The organism is Kitasatospora sp. NPDC089509 (assembly GCF_044749365.1).
Classification (GTDB): domain Bacteria; phylum Actinomycetota; class Actinomycetes; order Streptomycetales; family Streptomycetaceae; genus Kitasatospora.
This window is the reverse complement of record NZ_JBIVHS010000048.1, coordinates 1-13868: the sequence shown is the minus strand read 5'-3', so window position 1 is coordinate 13868 and position 13868 is coordinate 1. Positions and strand designations below refer to the sequence as shown.

At 71.5% G+C, this 13868-nt stretch carries 12 protein-coding genes and 2 pseudogenes; 8 read left to right on the top strand and 6 right to left on the bottom strand.

All coding sequences use genetic code 11. The features are described from left to right. Window positions 1–50 precede the first annotated feature (50 nt). Together ACIP4P_RS44545 and ACIP4P_RS44540 are read right to left on the bottom strand one after the other, a co-directional pair. Entirely contained in the window at window positions 51–2102 is a 2052-nt protein-coding gene (locus ACIP4P_RS44545; protein WP_400930072.1) for a prolyl oligopeptidase family serine peptidase, read from the bottom strand. Window positions 2103–2223: 121 nt separating this feature from the next. Beyond that, the gene (locus ACIP4P_RS44540; protein ID WP_400930069.1) at window positions 2224–3747 is read right to left on the bottom strand and encodes a peptide MFS transporter; all 1524 of its coding nucleotides are present in this window, start codon (window positions 3745–3747) and stop codon (window positions 2224–2226) included. A 330-nt stretch (window positions 3748–4077) separates the two neighbouring features. On the opposite strand from ACIP4P_RS44540, the gene ACIP4P_RS44535 reads away from it, so the two are divergent. Continuing rightward, the gene (locus ACIP4P_RS44535; RefSeq protein WP_030290974.1) at window positions 4078–4752 is read left to right on the top strand and encodes a response regulator transcription factor; all 675 of its coding nucleotides are present in this window, start codon (window positions 4078–4080) and stop codon (window positions 4750–4752) included. Between the two features lie 63 nt (window positions 4753–4815). Continuing rightward, window positions 4816–6072: an ATP-binding protein gene (locus ACIP4P_RS44530; protein ID WP_350518157.1), complete on the top strand. Its 1257-nt coding sequence runs from the start codon at window positions 4816–4818 to the stop codon at window positions 6070–6072. Between the two features lie 81 nt (window positions 6073–6153). Here ACIP4P_RS44530 and ACIP4P_RS44525 read toward each other — a convergent pair. Together ACIP4P_RS44525 and ACIP4P_RS44520 are read right to left on the bottom strand one after the other, a co-directional pair. Continuing rightward, window positions 6154–6453 (bottom strand): annotated as a pseudogene (locus tag ACIP4P_RS44525) (ester cyclase); the annotation flags it as partial. Window positions 6454–6574: 121 nt separating this feature from the next. Beyond that, the gene (locus ACIP4P_RS44520; protein WP_400930066.1) at window positions 6575–7150 is read right to left on the bottom strand and encodes a GtrA family protein; all 576 of its coding nucleotides are present in this window, start codon (window positions 7148–7150) and stop codon (window positions 6575–6577) included. 258 nt (window positions 7151–7408) lie between these two features. On the opposite strand from ACIP4P_RS44520, the gene ACIP4P_RS44515 reads away from it, so the two are divergent. From ACIP4P_RS44515 to ACIP4P_RS44500, 4 genes are all read left to right on the top strand, one after another. Further along, the gene (locus ACIP4P_RS44515; RefSeq protein WP_400930144.1) at window positions 7409–8548 is read left to right on the top strand and encodes a 5-(carboxyamino)imidazole ribonucleotide synthase; all 1140 of its coding nucleotides are present in this window, start codon (window positions 7409–7411) and stop codon (window positions 8546–8548) included. Beyond that, entirely contained in the window at window positions 8545–9069 is a 525-nt protein-coding gene (gene purE / locus ACIP4P_RS44510) for a 5-(carboxyamino)imidazole ribonucleotide mutase (protein WP_350518160.1), read from the top strand. The genes ACIP4P_RS44515 and purE overlap by 4 nt, the downstream gene beginning before the upstream one ends. A 31-nt stretch (window positions 9070–9100) precedes the next feature. After that, window positions 9101–10306 (top strand): dipeptidase, encoded by a 1206-nt coding sequence (locus ACIP4P_RS44505; RefSeq protein WP_400930064.1) that lies wholly within the window; start codon window positions 9101–9103, stop codon window positions 10304–10306. 154 nt (window positions 10307–10460) lie between these two features. Beyond that, window positions 10461–10886 carry a CoA-binding protein gene (locus tag ACIP4P_RS44500; RefSeq protein ID WP_400930061.1) on the top strand — a complete coding sequence of 142 codons (426 nt, stop codon included), beginning with the start codon at window positions 10461–10463 and terminating at the stop codon, window positions 10884–10886. Window positions 10887–10921: 35 nt separating this feature from the next. Here the strand turns inward: ACIP4P_RS44500 and ACIP4P_RS44495 are convergent, their stop codons facing one another. Continuing rightward, a complete protein-coding gene (locus ACIP4P_RS44495; protein ID WP_400930058.1) occupies window positions 10922–11425 on the bottom strand; it encodes a hypothetical protein in 504 nt (167 codons plus the stop codon). 314 nt (window positions 11426–11739) lie between these two features. Here ACIP4P_RS44495 and ACIP4P_RS44490 point away from each other — a divergent pair, with 314 nt between their 5' ends. Continuing rightward, the gene (locus ACIP4P_RS44490; RefSeq protein ID WP_400930141.1) at window positions 11740–12120 is read left to right on the top strand and encodes a DUF6188 family protein; all 381 of its coding nucleotides are present in this window, start codon (window positions 11740–11742) and stop codon (window positions 12118–12120) included. 67 nt (window positions 12121–12187) lie between these two features. On the opposite strand, the gene ACIP4P_RS44485 is transcribed toward ACIP4P_RS44490, so the two are convergent. Continuing rightward, complete coding sequence (locus tag ACIP4P_RS44485) at window positions 12188–13525, bottom strand: UDP-glucose dehydrogenase family protein (protein WP_400930055.1); 1338 nt, start codon at window positions 13523–13525, stop codon at window positions 12188–12190. A gap of 221 nt (window positions 13526–13746) precedes the next feature. On the opposite strand from ACIP4P_RS44485, the pseudogene ACIP4P_RS44480 reads away from it, so the two are divergent. After that, a pseudogene (locus tag ACIP4P_RS44480) lies at window positions 13747–13868 on the top strand (acyl-CoA dehydrogenase); the annotation flags it as partial.

The window sequence follows — 13868 nt, the reverse complement described above, 5'->3', positions numbered from 1 at the left end:
GCACCGGCGCAGGAAGTCGGCCCGGCCGACTTCCTGCGCGTTCGGGCTCGCTACGCACCCAGCGACCGCCGCAGGAAGCCCAGTTCGTGCAGCAGCAGGTTCTCCACCACCGCCTCGTCCGTCGGCCGGTGGCCGGTGCCGCGCAGGGGCAGCACCTCGTGCGGGCGGCCGGCGGCGAGCAGGGCACTGGAGAACCGCAGGGCGTGGACGGGGAAGACGTTGTCGTCCGCCAACCCCTGGATCAGCAGCAATGGGCGGCTCAGCTTCGCGGCCTCCGCGATCAGGTCGCAGGAGTCGTAGTGCTCGGGGAACCGGTCGGGGTGGCCGAGGAAGCGTTCCTGCCAGTGGGTGTCGTACAGCCGGTGGTCGGTAGGGGCGGCTCCGGCGGAGGCGGCGTGGAAGACGTCCGGGCGCCGCAGCACCGCGAGGGCGGCGAGGAAGCCACCGTAGGACCAGCCGCGGATGCCGACCCGGTCGAGGTCGAGCAGTCCGGGGCGGAGTTCGGCGGCCGCTCGCAGGGCCTCGATCTGGTCCTCCAGAGCCGGCCCGGCCTTGTCGCCCCAGATCGACTTGTCCCACAGCGGCCCGCGCCCCGGCGTGCCGCGGCCGTCCACCACCAGCACCGCGAAGCCCTGGTCGGCGAACCACTGCGACACCTGTTCGTGCCAGGCGCCGCTGGTGGTGGCCTTCTGCATGGCCGGTCCGCCGTACGGGTCGAGCAGGACGGGCAGCGGGCCGTCGCCCGGTCGGTGGTCGGTGGGCAGGAACAGGTTGACGCGCAGTTCGCGCGGGCCGAGCCGGAGCAGCTCCGGCCGGGCGGTGACGACCGGCGGTTCGGCGTGCGAGACCAGCAGAAGAGGCGTGCTCCCGTCGCGCAGCACGGTGGTGCCGCCGCCGGGGGAGCGGGTGGTGAGGACCAGGGTGCCGCCACGCCGCACCCCGTCGTGCAGGCCCGGGCCGCTGCTCAACTGCCGTATGCCGGCGCCCGGTTCGTACGTCCACAGGTGGGTCTCGGTGGGCTCCGTCGAGGCGGTGAACAGCACCTGCTCGCCCTCGGTACCGAGGACGGCGCGCAGCTGCAGCCCGTCCGGGGTGACGGGCTCGCCGTCGACGGTCAGGCGCCGGGTGTCGCCGTCGTCGGCCGTGTCGACCAGCGCGCCGCCCGCCGTGCGGACCGGCAGACCGGGGAGCAGCTCGACCCAGTGCGGGTCCGAACGCTCGGCGAGTACCTGGGTGGTGCCGTCCGCCGAGATCGCCAGGGTGCGCACGGTGCGCTGGTCGCGGCTCTGTACGGCGGCGTACGGCCCGTGGCCGTCCCACCCGGCGGCGGTGACGTACTCGAAGGCGGCACGGTCCCAGCGGACCTCGGTACGGCCGCCGTCGAGGCCGAGCAGCCAGAGCGTGACCTCGGCGTTGGCGGTGCCGGCCAGCGGGTAGCGGATGGCGCGCGGCCGCTGTCCCGGGTCGGTCGGGTCGGCGAGGTACCAGCGGCCGACCGGCCGGTCGTCGACCCGGGCGACCAGCAGCGCGCTGCCGTCGGGGGACCACCAGTACCCGCGGTCGCGGTGCATCTCGCCGGCGGCGACGTACTCGGCCAGGCCGTACGCGACGTCCTCGGCCTCGGGCCCGGCGAGCGTGCGGTCCCCGGCGCCGTCGACGTCGACCACCCGCAGCGCACCGCCGCTGACGTAGGCGATCCGCCGTCCGGTCGGGTCGAGCCGCACGTCCTCGACCGAACAACCGGAAACGACCCGACGGACCGACCCCGTCCGGACGTCGGCCAGCCACACCCCGCCGTCCAGCGCGAACGCGGCCAGCACCCCGGCCCCGTCGGTGCTGTAGGAGCCGATCCCCCCGGCGGCACCGAGCGCGACCGGGTCGGCGACCAGCCGCTCCGCACCGCTGCCGACGTCCAGCGCCCAGAGGCAGCTGATCGGGTCGGCACCGCCCCGGCTGCGCAGGAACAGCACGGTGGCGCCGTCGGCGGTGGGCTCCGGCCGGACGGGCGCGCCCAGGGTGAAACGCCGGGTGCGGGCCAACTGGCGAGGCAGTGAACCGGGCAGTGAGCCGGGCAGCGAGTGGGACAGCGATTCGGTTGTCATGCCGGGACCATAGGCAGACGGAGGCCGCCCCCGTCGAGGGATTAACCGGCCCGGGAAAACGGCCGGGGCCGCCGCGGATCCATCGGATCCACGGCGGCCCCGGGGCCTCAGTGGGCGGGCGTCAGTGCACGCCGCCCATGAGGGACTGGACCTTCTTGCGGTAGCTGAAGACCGCGAACCCGGCGAGGGCGGCCATCGCGGCCTGGAAGGCGATGACCGAGGTGCCGTCCATGTTGACGCCGGCCAGCGAGAGGAGGCTGGTGGTGCAGTCACCGGCGGTGACCGCGAGGAACCAGACGCCCATCATCTGGGAGGCGTACTTCTGCGGCGCCATCTTGGTGGTGACCGAGAGGCCGACCGGGGAGAGGCAGAGCTCGCCGATGGTCTGGATCATGTAGATCGAGACCAGCCACATCGGGGAGACCTTGGTGCCGTCGCCGGCCATGTTCATCGGGACGACGAAGATGAAGAACGAGGCGCCGATGAGCACCAGGCCCATCGAGAACTTCACGATGGTGTTGGGCTCCTTGTTCCGGCGGGACAGCCAGATCCAGAGCCAGGCGAAGACCGGCGCGAGCGCCATCACGAACAGCGGGTTCAGCGACTGGTACCAGGTGGACGAGAAGCCGAAGCCGAGGACCTTGTCCGCGGTGCTCTTGTCCGCGAACAGGGACAGCGTCGAGCCGCCCTGGTCGTAGATCATCCAGAACGCGGCGGCGGCGACGAAGAACCAGATGTAGGCGGTCATCTTGGACTGCTCGCCGGCGTCCAGGTCCTTGTCGCGCTTGATCCGGACCAGCACGACGACCGGGATGGCCAGACCGGCGATGGTCAGCGGGACGAGCGCCCAGTTCAGCGTGTAGACGCCGAGCGCGACGATGGCGGCGTAGAAGGCCACAGCGGCCACCACGACGGCGCCGGCCTTCACCAGCAGGCTCTTGCGCTCCGCGGGCAGCAGCGGGTTGGGGACCTTGCTGCTCTTCGGGCTCAGGTGGCGGGTGCCCAGCAGGAACTGGGTGAGGCCGAGGCCCATGCCGATCGCGGCGAGCGCGAAGCCCAGGTGCCAGTTGTACTCCTTGCCGACCGTTCCGATGATGAACGGGGCGACGAAGGCACCGAGGTTGATGCTCATGTAGAAGACGGTGAAGCCACCGTCGCGGCGCGGGTCCTCGGGGCCGTCGTACAGGTGGCCGACCATCGTGGAGATGTTGGCCTTCAGCAGCCCGGAGCCCATCGCGACCAGGAGCAGGCCGACGAAGAACGCCGCCTGGCCCGGGACGGCCAGCGCGAGGTGGCCGGCCATGATCACGAAACCGGCGACGGTGACGGTCTTGCGGGCGCCCCAGACCCGGTCGCCGAACCAGCCGCCCGGGTAGGCCATGAGGTAGACCATCGACACGTAGACGGAGTAGATGGCCGTGGCCATCGTCGCCTTCATCGCGAGGCCGCCGCCCTGGCTGCCGGCTGCCGCGTCGGCACCGCCGGAGACCAGGTAGTAGATCAGCAGGGCGCGCATGCCGTAGTAGGAGAAGCGCTCCCACATCTCGGTCATGAACAGCGTGGCGAGGCCTCGGGGATGCCCGAGGAAGGTCTTGCCGCTGGGGGAGGCCGACGCGAGGTCGGCGGCCCGGGTGGTAGACGCCATGTGTAGTCGTTCCTTGCCTGACAGCGTCCGCCTAGGGGGGTGGCGGCGGACGTGGACTCGAACCACTCTACGTGGCGATATTTGGCGTTATCAGATGACAAACGAGGCGAATCAGTGGGCTTAATAACAAAGTTGGTAGCAGATCTGCCCGAGTGATCGATGGTAGACCGGCGTGTCTTCCTTCGGTTTAAAGATCAGACCGGGGATTTTTTACCGAACGCCCGGTCAGCAGTGCTGTATTGGCCCTCACCGAGCCCTTGTATAACGATCACACTCTGTGAACTACCTCACAGGGGGGACGGGCATACCCGGGACGACTACCATCACCACATGACCTGTGTGCTGCTCGCCGAGGACGATCCGGCGATCTCCGAACCGCTCGCCCGGGCCCTGCGACGCGAGGGCTATGAGGTGCTCGTCCGTGAGGACGGCCCCACCGCCCTCGCCGCCGGCCTCACCGAGGAGGTGGACCTCGTCGTCCTCGACCTCGGCCTGCCCGAGATGGACGGCCTTGAGGTCTGCCGCCGCCTGCGCGCCGACGGCAAGAGCTGCCCCGTCCTGGTGCTCACCGCCCGCGCGGACGAGGTGGACACCGTGGTCGGCCTGGACGCCGGCGCCGACGACTACGTCACCAAGCCCTTCCGCCTCGCCGAACTGCTCGCCCGGGTCCGGGCCCTGCTCCGGCGCGGCAACGTCGACCAGCTCACCACCGGCGCGCACGGGGTGAAGATCGACATCGAGTCCCACCGCGCCTGGCTCGGCGAGGAGGAGCTGACCCTCTCCGCCAAGGAGTTCGAGCTGCTGCGCGTCCTGGTCCGGGACGCCGGCCGGGTGGTCACCCGCGAGGAGATCATGCGCCAGGTCTGGGACACCACCTGGTGGACCTCGACCAAGACCCTGGACATGCACATCTCCTGGCTGCGCAAGAAGCTCGGCGACGACGCGGCGAACCCGCGCTACATCGCCACCGTGCGCGGCGTCGGCTTCCGCTTCGAGAAGAATTAGCCCCGTACGGAGATCGTGGCCGGGCGGCGGCCGATGCAGCGGAACACCTCGGGGAGCAGCAGCGTGAAACGCAGGATGATCAACTCGCTGCTGGTCGTCGTCCTGGTGGTCGTCGTGGTGTTCTGCGTGCCGCTCGCCCTGGTCGAGAAGCGGACCATCGTCAGCTCGGCCCAGGACCGGGTGGACGCGACCGCCGTCCGGGTGCTCGCCCTGGTCGACAGCCGGCTCGCCGCGGGCGAGGGGGTCAAGGAGGGCCGGGTCTTCGAGAGCCAGGTCACCGAGGGCAGCTACGTCGAGGTGCAGATCCCCGGCCAGCCGGTGCTCTCGGCCGGCGACCGCCCGACCGGGAGCCACGTGCTGCGGGCGGCCGAGCGCGGCGCCAGCGGCGAGATCGTCACCGTCGAGCAGTCCCGCGAGGACGTCGACCACGAGATCGCCAACAACCTGCTGCTGCTCGGCGTGGTCGCCCTGCTGGCCGTCCAGGCCGCCGTGGCGCTCGCCGTCTGGCAGGCCAAACGGCTCGCCCGGCCGCTCACCGACCTCGCCGAGACCGCCGAACGGCTCGGCTCCGGCGACCCGCGCCCGCGCGACCGCCGGTACGGGGTGCCCGAACTGGACCGGATCGCCGAGGTGCTGGACACCAGCGCCGAGCGGATCGCCCGGATGCTCACCGCCGAGCGCCGGCTCGCCGCCGACGCCTCCCACCAGCTGCGCACCCCGCTCACCGCACTGTCGATGCGGCTGGAGGAGATCACCGCCCTCGCCGAGGACCCGGAGACCGTCAAGGAGGAGGCGACCATCGCCCTCCAGCAGGTCGAACGGCTCACCGACGTCGTCCAGCGGCTGCTCACCACCCAGCGCGACCCGCGCAGCCCCACCGCCGTCGCCTTCGACCTGGACGAGGTGATCAAGCAGCAGGTGGAGGAGTGGGGCCCGACGCTGCGCGAGCAGGGCCGGGTGCTGTCCCTGGAGGGCCTGCACGGGGTCACCGCGGTCGGCACCCCGGGCACGGTGGCCCAGGTGCTGGCCACCCTGATCGAGAACTCGCTGATGCACGGCGCCGGGACGATCACCCTGCGGGTGCGCCCCTCCGGCACCTCCGTGGTGGTCGAGGTGCAGGACCAGGGCGCCGGGGTGCCGGCCGACCTCGGCAACCGGGTGTTCGAGCGGGCGGTCAGTGGCCGCAACTCCACCGGCATCGGCCTGGCCGTCGCCCGCGACCTCGCGGAGGCGGACGGCGGCCGGCTGGAGCTCCTCTCGCTGAAGCCCGCGGTGTTCGCGCTCTTCCTCGGCCGCAGCCACGAGGACCAGCCGCGCTGAGCCCCGGCGTCGCGGGCACGGGCTTGCGGCCGGCGCTGAGCCCCGGCGCCACTGGTGCGGGAACGTGATCGGTCAGCGGGCCTGGTCGAGGCTCATGTCGCGGACCACGTCCAGGTCGGTGAAGGTGGGCGGGGCGTCGCAGAGCGCCACCATCTCGCGGAAGATCCGGTCGGTCTCGGGCAGCCCGGAGTTGCGCATCGCCGCCTCGTAGGACGGGAACTCCACGATCTCCACCACATGGGTGGGGTCCGCGTGGTCGGTGCCGACCATCGCGTGGGAGGCGGTCCTGGTCCCCTGGGTCTGCGCGACCCAGGTGTCCATCAGTTGATTGAGCTCGTCGAGCTTCTCGGTCCTGCAGTCGATGATCTGGACGAACGCCATGGCGAGCCTCCTGGGACCCCCCGGGCCTCGATCGTCCGCCGGCCGTGCTCGCCCTCGGTCACCACTGTCCTCTCGCGGGCACGGGCCCGGCAAGGGGGGCGTCACGCCGCGGGGGAGGACGCTACTCCGCGGGGGCGTACCGGATCTGCTCGGTGGCCAGCAGCAGCTCGGCCTGCGCGGCCGGCCCGGTCGGTACGGGCGCGGACGGAGCAACCGGGGCGACCGGAGCAACCGGAGCGGCGGGCTCGGTCTCGGGCAGCGCCTTGAACACCCAGGTCCGGTACGAGATGAAGCGGAACACGGTGGCGATGGCGAGGCCGACCACCTTGGCGCCCATCTTCTCGACGTTCGAGTCCAGGCCGAGCACGTACTGCGAGAAGCCGAGCACGCCGGTCTCGATCAGCATGCCGAAGCCGCTGAACACCAGGAACAGCGTGATCTCCCGCTTGCGCGAGGCGGCGTCCCGGTCCCGGTACAGCCAGTAGCGGTAGCCGAGGTAGTTGGTGGCGATCGCGATCACGGTCGCGGCGATGTTGGACCGCAGCGAGGCCAGGCCCAGGCCGTTGATGCAGAACCAGAAGATGGCGAAGTTGACCACCACGCCGCTCAGGCCGACGATGCCGAACTTCACGACCTCGCCCCTGAGCCCACGCAGTTTCTGCGCGAGCGGGGAGCTCGATTCTGCGGTCGTCGCCATACCGGGTGGCCTCCATGTACCTGCGGGAAGAAAGGCGGCCCCTCGGGGACGGGGCCGACCCTTGGTCCCTGCGTGCACGCACATGATCCGACCGCGCGGACGAGGACCTAGCCGTCCAGGCTACCCGCTTCCACCGAACGGCTGAGCCGTCCGGGGCAGGGGTTGACATCTACGCGCGTCCACTACTCACCGCCCCACCGCGGCTCCATGGCCCCCCACCGGCCCGGATATCCTGGCGTGGTGACTTCCCCGGGCAATGTGAATTTTCCAGTGGTGGGCATGATCGGTGGCGGGCAGCTGGCCCGCATGGCACACCAGGCGGGCATCCCGCTCGGGGTCAGGTTCAAGCTCCTCGCCGACACCCCCCAGGACTCCGCCGCACAGGTGGTCTCCGACGTCGTCCTCGGTGACTACCGGGACCTCGACACCCTGCGCCGCTTCGCGGCCGGCTGCGACGTGATCACCTTCGACCACGAGCACGTCCCCACCGAGCACCTGCGCGCCCTGGAGGCCGACGGCATCGCCGTCCGCCCCGGTCCCGACGCGCTGGTCAACGCCCAGGACAAGGGTGTGATGCGGGCCAAGCTCGACTCCATCGGGGTGCCCTGCCCCCGGCACCGGATCGTCGCCGACCCGGCCGACGTCACCGCCTTCGCCGACGAGGGCACCGGGTACCCGGTCGTGCTGAAGACCGTCCGCGGCGGCTACGACGGCAAGGGCGTCTGGGTCGTCGACGACGAGCAGGAGGCCCAGGCGCCGTTCCTGGCCGGCGTCCCCGTGCTGGCCGAGGAGAAGGTCGACTTCGTCCGCGAGCTGGCCGCCAACGTGGTCCGCTCGCCCAGCGGGCAGGCCGTCGCCTACCCGGTGGTCGAGAGCGTCCAGGAGAACGGCGTCTGCGCCGAGGTCACCGCCCCCGCGCCCGATCTCGACCCCGCCCTCTCCGACGAGGCCCAGCAGCTCGCCCTGCGGATCGCCGGCGACCTCGGCATCGTCGGCCACCTCGCCGTCGAACTGTTCCAGACCCGGGACGGCCGGATCCTGGTCAACGAGCTCGCCATGCGCCCGCACAACTCCGGGCACTGGACCCAGGACGGCGCGGTCACCTCGCAGTTCGAGAACCACCTGCGGGCCGTCCTCGACCTCCCGCTCGGCGACCCCCGGCCGCGCGCCAAGTGGACCGTCATGGTCAACGTCCTCGGCGGCGACTACCCGGACATGTACCACGCCTTCCTGCACTGCATGGCCCGCGACCCCGGGCTGCGGATCCACATGTACGGGAAGGACGTGAAGCCCGGCCGCAAGGTCGGCCACGTCAACGTCTTCGGGGACGACCTCGACGACGTCCGCGAGCGCGCCCGCCACGCGGCCGCCTACCTGCGAGGAACGATCACCGAATGACGAACCCAGTCGTTGGCATCGTGATGGGCTCCGACTCCGACTGGCCGGTCATGGAGGCCGCCGCCCAGGCCCTGGACGAGTTCGAGATCCCCTACGAGGTGGACGTCGTCTCCGCCCACCGGATGCCCCGCGAGATGGTCGCGTACGGCGAGCACGCCCACGAGCGCGGCCTGAAGGCGATCATCGCCGGCGCCGGCGGCGCCGCCCACCTGCCGGGCATGCTGGCCTCCGTCACCCCGCTGCCGGTCATCGGCGTGCCGGTGCCGCTGCGCTACCTGGACGGCATGGACAGCCTGCTGTCGATCGTCCAGATGCCGGCCGGCGTGCCGGTCGCCACCGTCTCGGTGGCCGGCGCGCGCAACGCCGGCCTGCTCGCCGTCCGGATGCTCGCCGCCTTCGACCCCGAGCTCACCGAGAAGATGACCGACTTCCAGGCCGAGCTGAACAACCAGGCCACCGAGAAGGGCAAGAAGCTCCGGGCCAAGGTGGCCGGTTCGTCCTCCTTCGGATTCGGCAAGTAACCCCCGCGGCGGGGTGGGGTAGAACAGCCGTATGACTTCTCCGACGGACTCCCTCACCCCGCTGGACCGGGCCCGCGCCCTGCTGCGCACCGCCCCCGTGGTGGACGGTCACAACGACCTCCCCTGGGCGATGCGCGAGCAGGCCGGGTACGACCTCGGCGCGCTCGACCTCGCCGCCGACCAGAGCGACCGGCTGCACACCGACCTCGCCCGCCTCGCGGAGGGCGGGGTCGGCGCCCAGTTCTGGTCCGTCTACGTGCCCGCCTCGCTGGCCGGCGACCACGCGGTGAGCGCCACCCTGGAGCAGATCGACTTCGTCCACGCCCTGGTCGAGCGCTACCCGGACCGGCTGCGGCTGGCCCGCACCGCCGCCGACATGGAGGCCGCCCGCGCCGAAGGCCGGATCGCCTCGCTGATGGGCGCCGAGGGCGGCCACTCGATCGACAGCTCGCTGGCCACCCTGCGCGCCCTGTACGAACTCGGCGTGCGCTACCTGACGCTCACCCACAACGACAACGTGCCGTGGGCCGACTCCGCGACCGACAAGCCGGTGGCCGGCGGGCTGACCGCGTTCGGCGAGGAGGTCGTCCGGGAGATGAACCGGCTCGGCATGCTGGTCGACCTCTCGCACGTCTCCGCCGACACCATGCGGGACGCCCTGCGGGTCACCGAGGCACCGGTCGTCTTCTCGCACTCCTCCTCGCGCGCGGTCTGCGACCACCCGCGCAACATCCCCGACGACGTGCTCGCCCAACTGCCCGCCAACGGCGGCATCGCGATGGCGACCTTCGTCCCCAAGTTCATCCTGCCCGCCGCCATCGAGTGGACCCTCGCCGCCGACGCCAACATGCGCGCCCACGGCTTCCACCCGCTCGACACCACCCCGCCCGCGATGGAGTGCCAGCGCGCCTACGAGGCCGCCAACCCGCGCCCGACCGCCACCCCGGCCACCGTCGCCGACCACCTCGACCACATGCGCGAGGTCGCCGGCATCGACCACATCGGCATCGGCGGCGACTTCGACGGCACCGCCTTCCTCCCGGAGGGCCTCGACTCGGTGGCCGGCTACCCCAACCTGGTCGCCGAACTCCTCGGCCGCCACTGGTCGGAGGCCGACCTGTCCAAGCTCACCTGGCACAACGCCGTCCGCGTCCTGCGCGACGCCGAGTCCGTCGCCACCTCCCTGCGCGCCGCCCGCCGCCCCTCCATCGCCACCCTCGCCCAGCTCGACGGCTGAGCCCCCGGCGTCCTCAGCCCAGCCGCGGGATCTCGATGGCCGGACACCTGTCCATCACCATCGGGACCCCGGCGGCCCGGGCAGGGAATGACCGGGGGAGCGCTGGCGCTGGGGTCTGGTGAGTTCTCGGCATCCGGCTGCGAGGAGGCAGGGCATGTACGGCGACCCGGAGACGGTCCGGAAGATCCTCACCGAGGCGGGCGACACCTGGGCCGTCGTGGGCCTCTCGTCCAACCGGCGACGGGCGGCCTACGGCGTCGCCGAGGTCCTGCAGCGCTTCGGCAAGCGCGTCGTGCCCGTGCACCCGAAGGCGGAGACCGTCCACGGCGAACAGGGGTACGCGTCCCTCGCGGACATCCCCTTCGAGGTCGACGTCGTGGACGTCTTCGTCCGCTCCGACCTCGCCGGTCAGGTCGCGGAGGAGGCGGCTGCCATCGGGGCCAAGGCCGTCTGGTTCCAGCTCGGCGTGATCGACGAAGCCGCGTACGAGCGGGCCCAGGAGGCGGGGCTCGCCATGGTGATGGACAAGTGCCCCGCCATCGAGATCCCCCGCCTCGGCCCGGCCGACCGGTTCAGCTAGGACTTGTCCGGTGGCCCGCTCGTCCGGACTTGTGGCTACCCGAAGTTCAGGTCGAGGACGGTCGCGGAGCGCAGCACGAAGTGGGTTTCGCCGGTGATGCCGTCGAAGGCCTTGGTGCCGCCGGCGACAACCCCGGGGAAGTAGCCACTTTCGGGCACCGTGGCCTGGGTGTCGACGGGCAGGACGGCGCTGAAGGCGATTTCCCCGTTGGCGGCGCTGGCGCCGTTGGTGATCTGGACGAGGCCGGTGCAGAACGCGGTGTGGGTGGTGGCGGTCTGCGCGTTCCTGTCGCAGTTGGTGTACGCGGTGCCGATCACGTTCCCGCCGGCGTCTTGGACCTGTGCTGCGCTGCCGTGCGCGGTTTCGAGCGGCGGGAGGACACTCTCCGGGAAGACCAGGCTGAGCGGCTGCACGCTGGCAGCACGGGGCCTGGGCGCGTTGTCCGCGAGGGCGGGCACGCTCAGGGCGCCTGCGGTGCCGATGACGACGCCGGTGATGGTCCAGGCGACGGTGCGCTTGGAGGAGACGAATCTGTGCATGGGTTCTCCCGAAGAGGACGCGACCGGGCCGGCTGCCCGTGGTGAGGCCTTCAGCCGATCACAGCCCGCATCCGTCCCGAACCGCCGGGCAGCCGGCCAATCCCTCGTCGCTGTACAGGAGTTCGGATCGCCGGCGGTCCGTGACGGGATAGTCAGGGGCACGGGCATGTCGCCGGTTCGAGGGAACTCCGTTCACCTGGACGGACGAGCCGCCGTCGGTGCGACGGGTCCCGTCGCCGTGGTCCGTCATGCCGGTGCCAACGACGGCCGGGGCCCGGGGTTCCGCAGTGCTGGACAGAGGAACAGTGGTGCACATGTCGAATGAATCCAGTGACGCCCCGGATCGGCGGATCCTTCCGCTGCGGGGGCACCGTGTGGTGGATGTCGCCCGGGGTGAGGGGCTTCGTTTTGTGCTCGATCCGGCCGGTGAGGTCGTGGTCGGTGCCGGTGCGTTGTGGAGCGAGGGCCCGGTGACGGCTCCGAACGCCCGGCCGACCAGGCTCGACGAGGTCGAGGAGGCGCGGATCCGACAGGCCGTGGGGGCGAGTGTCCTGTCGGCCGTCGGGTTCGGGAGCGGTGCGCTGCGGGTGGTGTTCAGCAACGGGTGGCACCTGAACGTGAAGTCCGGCGGGCCGTTCGTCGCCGCCTCGGTGCGGTCGGGCGACACCGTCATCTGGGAGCGTCCGAGCTCCTGAGGGCGCGGACGGCGAAGCGCCCGGCTCCGGAGGTCCGGGGGCGGGCGCTTTCGGTGGGCGGAGCCGGTCAGCTCGGGCGGCCGAGGGCGCGGTAGGTCCAGCCGGCGGCGCGCCAGGCGTCGGCGTCGAGGACGTTGCGGCCGTCGAGGAGGCGGCGTTCGGCGACGACGGCGCCGAGTTCGGCGGGGTCGAGGGTGCGGAACTCGGCCCACTCGGTGAGGTGGAGGACGACGTGGGCGCCCTCGGCGGCCTCCAGGGCGGAGTCGGCGTAGGCCAGCGAGGGGAACATCTTGCGGGCGTTGTCCACGGCCTTCGGGTCGTAGACGGTGACCTGGGCGCCCTGGAGCTGGATCTGGGCGGCCACGTTGAGCGCGGGGGAGTCCCGGATGTCGTCCGAGTTGGGCTTGAAGGCGGCGCCGAGGACGGCGACCCGGCGGCCCAGGAAGCCGCCGCCGCACTGTTCGCGGGCCAGCTCGACCATCCGGGAGCGGCGCCGCATGTTGATCGAGTCGACCTCGCGCAGGAAGGTCAGTGCCTGGTCGGCGCCCAGCTCGCCGGCCCGGGCCATGAACGCCCGGATGTCCTTGGGCAGGCAGCCGCCGCCGAAGCCCAGGCCGGAGTTGAGGAACTTGCGGCCGATCCGCTCGTCGTGGCCGAGCGCGGTGGAGAGCAGGGTGACGTCCGCCCCGGCCGCCTCGCAGACCTCGGCCATCGCGTTGATGAAGGAGATCTTGGTGGCCAGGAAGGAGTTGGCGGCGGCCTTCACCAGTTCGGCGGTCGCGTAGTCGGTGACCAGGAACGGTACCCCGGCCGCGATCGGCTCCGCGTAGACCTCGCGCAGCAGCCGCTCGGCCCGCTCGCTGTGGGCGCCGACCACGATCCGGTCCGGGCGCAGGGTGTCCTGGACGGCGAAGCCCTCGCGCAGGAACTCGGGGTTCCAGGCCAGTTCGGCGGCCGCGCCGACCGGCGCCAGCGCGGCCAGCCGCTCGGCCAGCCGGGCCGCCGAGCCGACCGGCACGGTGGACTTGCCGACCACCAGGGCGGGGCGGGTCAGGTGCGGCGCGAGTTCCTCGATCGCGGTGTCCACGTACGACATGTCGGCGGCGAACTCGCCCTTGCGCTGCGGGGTGTTGACGCAGACGAAGTGCACGTCGCCGAACTCGGCGGCCTCCTTGGCGGAGGTGGTGAAGCGCAGGCGCCCGGTGGAGCCCTCGTGCCCGGCCACGTGCTTGAGCAGCAGCTCGGACAGGCCCGGCTCGTACATCGGGACCCGGCCGGCGGTGAGGGTGGCGATCTTCTCCGGATCGATGTCCAGACCCAGCACCTCGAAGCCGAACTCGGCCATCGCGGCGGCATGCGTGGCGCCGAGGTAGCCGGTGCCGATCACGGAGATGCGCAGGGTCACGGGTTCCCCTTGGGTTGCGGGTTCGACCAGTAGAGGTGCCCCTGATGCTATCCGCCCCGGTGGCGCCGGTACTGATCGCCCGCACGCCGGGGGACGCTAGGCAGCCGCAGGTCGGAGCCCTAGGATCTCTACTGAACGGTAGTTAACCGCGATTCGACTGGGTTTCGGGCGTCGATCGGTCGTCGATCGGACGTCGGCCACTGGACGACGAGGCAGGCATCATGGCGGGCAGCGCAGGGGCTTCTGACTTCGATCTCTTCCGTATCTCCGAGGAGCACGAGATGCTCCGTGAGGCGGTGCGTTCGCTGGCCGAGGCGAAGATCGCTCCGTTCGCGGCGGAGGT

What these genes read in the sequence shown, in the direction of transcription:
- ACIP4P_RS44545 (WP_400930072.1), bottom strand. Translation starts at nt 2,102, where the DNA reads ATGACAACCGAATCGCTGTCCCACTCGCTGCCCGGCTCACTGCCCGGT.
- ACIP4P_RS44540 (WP_400930069.1), bottom strand. Translation starts at nt 3,747, where the DNA reads ATGGCGTCTACCACCCGGGCCGCCGACCTCGCGTCGGCCTCCCCCAGC.
- ACIP4P_RS44535 (WP_030290974.1), top strand. Translation starts at nt 4,078, where the DNA reads ATGACCTGTGTGCTGCTCGCCGAGGACGATCCGGCGATCTCCGAACCG.
- ACIP4P_RS44520 (WP_400930066.1), bottom strand. Translation starts at nt 7,150, where the DNA reads ATGGCGACGACCGCAGAATCGAGCTCCCCGCTCGCGCAGAAACTGCGT.
- purE (WP_350518160.1), top strand. Translation starts at nt 8,545, where the DNA reads ATGACGAACCCAGTCGTTGGCATCGTGATGGGCTCCGACTCCGACTGG.
- ACIP4P_RS44505 (WP_400930064.1), top strand. Translation starts at nt 9,101, where the DNA reads ATGACTTCTCCGACGGACTCCCTCACCCCGCTGGACCGGGCCCGCGCC.
- ACIP4P_RS44500 (WP_400930061.1), top strand. Translation starts at nt 10,461, where the DNA reads ATGTACGGCGACCCGGAGACGGTCCGGAAGATCCTCACCGAGGCGGGC.
- ACIP4P_RS44495 (WP_400930058.1), bottom strand. Translation starts at nt 11,425, where the DNA reads ATGCACAGATTCGTCTCCTCCAAGCGCACCGTCGCCTGGACCATCACC.
- ACIP4P_RS44490 (WP_400930141.1), top strand. Translation starts at nt 11,740, where the DNA reads ATGTCGAATGAATCCAGTGACGCCCCGGATCGGCGGATCCTTCCGCTG.